Genomic DNA, 5,888 nt, shown 5'->3' with positions numbered 1-5,888 from the left:
GAGCGCGGTGCGCGCGGCGGCGTGCAGCCCGTGCGCGTGGACCACGTCGGCGTTCGCGCAGGCGGCCCGCAGCGCCGCCACGGACACAGGGTCGCCGCGGCGCGGCACGTGCACGTGCCGGGCCCCGCAGCCGTGGAAGTCGTAGGCGCGTTCGACCTCGTCGGGCGCGCACACCGTCACCCGCACCCCGCGGGCGACGAGGCCCTCCGCGAGGGACCTGACGTGCGCGCTGCTGCCCGCGCTGGCGCCGCCGAGCACCTGGACCGTACGCAGCGGTGCCACCTGTGGGGACTCCCCGGGTTCGAGATCGGATGCGCCGTCGCCCTCAAGGATGCCAGTTCGCCGCGCCACCACCCGGCCGACGGGATCACCCGTGCGGGTGAAGGCTTCGCCGGCCGCGCCGCGGTGCCGGGCGCGAGGCCCCGCCCGCGGCGCGCAGGCCCTCGGCGCCCCCGCCGGCGGCGGATGCGTGGCGCCCCGGCGCCGCCGTGGCGCGGGGGCGCGTCCGGCGCCCCCCGCTCAGGCGTCCTCGCGCGCCGACGCCAGCAGTTCCTCGGCGTGGGCCCGTGCGGACGACGAGTCGGACTGGCCGGCCAGCATGCGGGACAGCTCCCGGACGCGGTCCTCGCCCTCCAGGACCGTGACCCCGGAGCGGGTGACCGAACCGTCGTTGGTCTTCTCCACCAGCAACTGCCGGTCCGCGAACGCCGCCACCTGCGGCAGGTGCGTGACCACCACGACCTGGGCGCTGCGGGCGAGCTTGGCCAGCCGCCTGCCCACCTCGACCGCGGCCTTGCCGCCGACCCCCGCGTCGACCTCGTCGAAGAGGTACGTGGGCACGGGGTCCGAGCCCGCGAACACCACCTCCACCGCGAGCATCACCCGGGACAGCTCGCCGCCGGACGCGCCGCGCGCGATCGGCCGGGGCTGGGCGCCGGGGTGCGGGGCCAGCAGCAGTTCGACCTCGTCCGCGCCGTGCGGCCCGTAGGCCACCGTGCGCCCGCCGACCTCGATCCCGTCCTCGGCCGGCACCTGCGCGACGGCGAACGAGACCCGGGCGTGCGGCATGGCCAGCGACGCCAGCTCCTCGGTGACGGCGGCGGCGAACCGCTCCGCGGCCTCCGCGCGCGCGTCGGTGAGGGCCTGGGCCAGTCCCGAGAGCTCGTCGCGCAGCGCGTCGCGCTCCGCGGTCAGCTCGCCGATGCGGTCGTCGTCGCCCTCCAGCTCGCCCAGCCGCGCGGCGCTCGACTCGGCCCACGCCAGGACGGCCGCGATGTCCTCGCCGTACTTGCGGGTCAGCGCCGTCAGGGCGGCCCTGCGCTCCTCGACCGCGGCCAGGCGCAGCGGATCGGCGTCCAGGTTGTCGGCGTATCCGGCAAGTTCGCCCGCCACGTCCGTCAGGAGAATGGAGATCTCGCCCATCCGCTCGGCGAGGCCCCCGAGGACCGGATCGTGGGAGCGGACCGCGTCGAGCGCCCGTCCGGCCGCGCCGAGCAGCGTCGTCGCGTCGACGGCCTCGGGGTCCTCCGGGACGCCCGCCAGCGCCGCGTGCGCGAGGGACGCGGCGGAGGCGAGCGCCTCCGCGTTGCCGAGCCGCTCGGCCTCGGCCGCGAGTTCGGCGTCCTCGCCGGGGGCCGGCTCGACGGCGGAGATCTCGCCGAGCCCGAAGCGCAGCAGATCGGCCTCCTGCGCCCGCTCGCGCGCCCGCGTGGTCAGCTCGTCCAGCTCGTCGGCGACCTGCCGCAGCCGCCGGTACGCGGCGAGGTACTTCTCGTGGGGCACGGAGACGGCGTCGCCCGCGTAGCGGTCGAGCGCGCCGCGCTGGCGGGCCGGGCGCAGGAGCCCCTGCTGATCGGTCTGGCCGTGCACGGCGACCAGTTCGTCGGCGAGCTCGGCGAGCATGCCCACGGGGACCGATCTGCCGCCCAGGTGCGCCCGGGAGCGGCCCTCAGCTGACACGGTCCTGCTGATGAGCAGCGCGCCGTCGTCGAGTTCCGCGCCGGCCTCGTCGGCCCGCACCGCCGCCGGGGCGCCGGCCGGCAGTCTGAGCCGGCCCTCCACCACGGCCGCCTTGGCGCCGATCCGTACGAGTCCTGGGTCGGCGCGCCCGCCCAGGAGCAGCGCGAGGCTCGTGACGACCATGGTCTTGCCTGCGCCGGTCTCGCCCGTCACCGCCGTGAAGCCCGGCGACAGCTCGACCACGGCGTCGTCGATGACACCGAGGGACCGTATCCGCATTTCCTCCAACACGGTGACGACCATACGAGGTGGGAGCCCGCGACCGCCACGTGACGGGGATTCCGTCAGCGCGGCGCGCCCCGCCACCCGGAGACCGGGAGTGCGAATTTGGCGACCAGCCGGTCCGTGAACGACGCGTGGTGCAGCCGCGCGAGCCGTACCGGGACGGCCCCGCGCCGCACCTCCACGCGGGCGCCCGCGGGCAGCTCGACCGTCCTGCGGCCGTCGCACCACAGCACGCCGTGCGGGCCGTCGGCCTGCACCTCCACCGCGAGGACGGTGGTCGGCGAGGTGACGAGCGGCTTCGCGAACAGGGCGTGGGCGCTGATCGGGACCATGAGCAGCGCCTCGACGTCGGGCCAGACGACGGGGCCGCCGGCCGAGAACGCGTACGCCGTCGACCCGGTCGGGGTCGCGCAGACGATGCCGTCGCACCCGAAGCCGGTGACCGGGCGGCCGTCGATCTCGAGGACGACCTCCAGCATCCGCTCGGGCGACATCTTCTGCACGGCCGCCTCGTTGAGCGCCCAGTCCGTGTGCACTATGTCGCCGTTGCTGTGGACGACGACGTCGATCGTCATCCGCTCCTCGACGTCGTAGGAGCGGCGCACGACGCGGTCCACGACGCGGGCGAGGTCGTCGCGCTCGGCCTCGGCGAGGAAGCCGACCCGGCCGAGGTTGACCCCGAGCATCGGGACGCCGGAGGCGCGGGCGAACTCGGCGCCGCGCAGCAGGGTGCCGTCGCCGCCCAGCACGATCAGCAGCTCGCAGCCGTCGAGGACGTCCGCGGTGGCGTCCTCCACCGTCCGCACGGAGGTGGGCAGCGGCGGCAGGTCGGCGGCCTCCGCGCGCAGGACGCGCACGCCGATGCCGTGGGCCACCAGCGCGTTGACGACGAGTTCGGCACTGCGCACCGCGGCGGCCCTGCCGGTGTGCGCGAGCAGGAACACCGTGCGGTCGGGCTCCGTCGCTTGGACGTCTGCGGCGTTGGTCACTTGGGTCCCTCCGAAACCGCGCGCTGCACGTCCGCCGGGTCGAGCGGGGGCGCGTCGGCCCGCAGCCACAGGAAGTACTCGACATTGCCGGACGGCCCCGGCAGGGGGCTGGCCGTGACGCCCCGCACGCCGAGGCCCAGCTCGGCCGCGCGCCGCGCCACGCCCGTCACCGCCTCGGCCCGCAGCTCGGGGCTGCGCACCACACCGCCGCTGCCGAGGCGCTCCTTGCCCACCTCGAACTGCGGCTTCACCATGAGCACCAGATCGGCGTCCGGGGCGCTGCACGCGGCGAGGGCCGGCAGGACCAGCCCGAGCGGGATGAAGGAGAGATCGCCGACGACCAGGTCGACGGGGACGGACCCGATCGCTTCGAGCGTCAGCTCGCGCACGTTCGTGCGGTCCTTGACCGTCACCCGCTCGTCGTTCTGCAGGGCCCACACCAGCTGCCCGTAGCCGACGTCGACGGCGATCACGTGCGCGGCCCCCGCGCGCAGCAGCACGTCGGTGAAGCCGCCGGTGGAGGCGCCCGCGTCGAGCGCGCGGCGGCCCTCGACGGCGAGGCCGAGCGGCCCGAACGCGTCGAGCGCGCCGGCCAACTTGTGGCCGCCGCGCGAGGCGTATCCGGGGTCGGCCGCGTCCTCCGTGACGACGACCGCCGCACTCGTCTGGACCTGCGTGGCGGCCTTCGTCGCGGTCATGCCGCCCACGGTGACGCGCCCCGCGGCGATCAGCTGGGAGGCGTGTTCGCGCGAGCGCGCCAGCTCACGGCGCACCAGCTCGGCGTCGAGGCGCCGGCGTGCCAGTCCTGCCACGTGGGTTTCAGCTCCTGTGGTCGTACGCGGGTGGTGCGGGGCGGGCGTCCAGCGCGCTGAGCGCCTCACGCAGCCCCTGGTGAACATCCTCGTACACCTCGATATGCCCGTCGGTGGCGAGGTGGTCGGCGTCGGCGAGGCGGGCGAGGCGCGCGTCCACGCGGGCGTCGCCGGTCGCCGCGCGCTCCACGCCGAGGGGGGCCGGTCCGGCGGGGCCCGGCGCGGGGTGCCGGGGCCCCGCCTCGTCGGGGTCGGGCGGTGCGCCCGCGCCCGTCTCCGCGGCCTCTTCCGGGTCCTCGGTGCGGTGGTCGGGGGACGTGTCGCTCATGGCGGAACGCTACCGCGATCACCCCGGGCGCAGGCGGGTGTCCGATGCCGTAGCGTCGTGGGCGATGGCGTCCCCCGAGGAGTGCAGGAACGCGCTCGACAGGCTCGCGGAGAGCCTCGCCGGCGCGGACGGCGCCGTGCGCGGCGCCGCGGACCTCGACCGCACGCTCAGCTGCCACGTGACGGACCTCGGCCTCACGTACACCGGGCGCCTGCGCCGCGGCACGATCGACGTGGACGACGCGGTGCGCCGCGGCCCGCCCGCCGAGCGTGCGCAGATCCGGCTCGCCATGGCCTCGGACGACCTGCTCGCCCTCGTGGACGGGCGGCTGAACTTCGCCGTGGCGTGGGGCTCGGGCCGGGTCAGGTTCGAGGCGGCCCTGCGCGACCTGCTCCGGCTGCGCTCGCTGCTGTAGGGCGGTCCGCCGCAAGGGGGTCCGCTGCCTGCCGCGAGGGGGCCGCCGCGAGGCGGTGCGAGGGCACGGAAGGAAGAGGGAGCGGAGCGCCCCGGCCCCTGCCGCCGTGCCCGGCGGGCACCCGGACGGCCCAGGCGGCGGCGCCCTACTTCGGGAGCGGCGCGGGGGCGGCCCGTTCCGCCTCGCGGGCGGCCTCGGCCCGGCGGCGCCGACCCGCGGGCACGACGAGGGGGGTGCCCGTCTCGGGATCCTCGATGACCTGGCAGCGCAGCCCGAACACCTTCTCCACCAGCGGCGCGGTGACCACCTCGGCGGGCGGCCCCTGAGCGACGACGCTGCCGCCCCGCATCGCGATCAGGTGCGTGGCGTAGCGGGCCGCGTGGTTGAGGTCGTGCAGGACGGCGACGAGCGTGCGGCCCTGGGTCTCGTGCAGTTCCGCGCACAGGTCGAGCACGTCGATCTGGTGCTGGATGTCCAGGTACGTGGTGGGCTCGTCGAGCAGGAGCAGCGGGGTCTGCTGGGCCAGGGCCATGGCGATCCACACGCGCTGGCGCTGGCCGCCGGAGAGCTCGTCGACGTAGCGCTCGGCGAGTTCGCCGATGCGGGTCGCGGCCATCGACTCGCCCACGATCCGCTCGTCCTCGGGGGACCACTGGCGCAGCAGGCCCTGGTGCGGGTAGCGGCCGCGGGCGACGAGGTCGGCCACGGTGATGCCGTCGGGCGCGGTGGACGACTGCGGCAGCAGGCCCAGGGTCTTGGCGACCTTCTTCGCCGGCATGGTGTGGATGGCGGAGCCGTCGAGCAGCACCCGGCCCTGCTCCGGCCTGAGCATGCGGGACAGGGCGCGCAGCAGCGTCGACTTGCCGCAGGCGTTGGGGCCGACGACGACGGTGAAGGAGTGGTCGGGTATCTCCAGGGACAGGTCGCGGGAGATGACCCGCTTGTCGTAGCCGAGGGTCAGTGACTGAGCGGTGAGGCGCTGCATCGTCGTACTCCTGCTCCTGGAGGGCTCGGGTTCGGGGCCCGGACGGGCCGGCGGGGCGGCCGCCTCCGCCCGGGCGGCGCGGACCGGTGCGGGCACGGGACCGCCGCGCGGGCCG

The 5,888-nt window shown here is 76.1% G+C and carries 7 protein-coding genes; 1 reads left to right on the top strand and 6 read right to left on the bottom strand.

Annotated elements, in window-relative coordinates:
• From L1885_RS22085 to L1885_RS22065, 5 genes are all read right to left on the bottom strand, one after another.
• A partial coding sequence (locus L1885_RS22085) for a glycosyltransferase (RefSeq protein ID WP_372481994.1) occupies positions 1–351 on the bottom strand: 351 nt, incomplete at its 3' end.
• A 168-nt stretch (positions 352–519) separates the two neighbouring features.
• Positions 520–2,262 (bottom strand): DNA repair protein RecN, encoded by a 1,743-nt coding sequence (gene recN, locus L1885_RS22080; RefSeq protein ID WP_235798913.1) that lies wholly within the window; start codon positions 2,260–2,262, stop codon positions 520–522.
• A 41-nt stretch (positions 2,263–2,303) separates the two neighbouring features.
• A complete protein-coding gene (locus tag L1885_RS22075) occupies positions 2,304–3,233 on the bottom strand; it encodes an NAD kinase (protein WP_235798912.1) in 930 nt (309 codons plus the stop codon).
• The gene (locus L1885_RS22070; protein ID WP_235798911.1) at positions 3,230–4,045 is read right to left on the bottom strand and encodes a TlyA family RNA methyltransferase; all 816 of its coding nucleotides are present in this window, start codon (positions 4,043–4,045) and stop codon (positions 3,230–3,232) included. Before L1885_RS22070 ends, L1885_RS22075 begins: the two co-directional genes overlap by 4 nt.
• A 7-nt stretch (positions 4,046–4,052) precedes the next feature.
• Positions 4,053–4,373, bottom strand: coding sequence for a hypothetical protein (locus L1885_RS22065; protein ID WP_235798910.1), 321 nt, complete (start codon positions 4,371–4,373; stop codon positions 4,053–4,055).
• A 64-nt stretch (positions 4,374–4,437) separates the two neighbouring features.
• On the opposite strand from L1885_RS22065, the gene L1885_RS22060 reads away from it, so the two are divergent.
• Positions 4,438–4,788, top strand: coding sequence for an SCP2 sterol-binding domain-containing protein (locus tag L1885_RS22060; protein WP_235798909.1), 351 nt, complete (start codon positions 4,438–4,440; stop codon positions 4,786–4,788).
• A gap of 145 nt (positions 4,789–4,933) precedes the next feature.
• Here L1885_RS22060 and L1885_RS22055 read toward each other — a convergent pair whose 3' ends face one another.
• On the bottom strand, positions 4,934–5,773 hold the full coding sequence (locus L1885_RS22055) for an ABC transporter ATP-binding protein (RefSeq protein WP_235798908.1): 840 nt from the start codon (positions 5,771–5,773) through the stop codon (positions 4,934–4,936).
• Between the last annotated feature and the right edge of the window lie 115 nt (positions 5,774–5,888).

It is taken from the genome of Streptomyces fuscigenes (assembly GCF_021556455.1).
In the GTDB taxonomy this organism is placed as follows: Bacteria; Actinomycetota; Actinomycetes; order Streptomycetales; family Streptomycetaceae; genus Streptomyces; species Streptomyces fuscigenes.
This window is presented reverse-complemented; position numbering and strand designations above follow the sequence as displayed.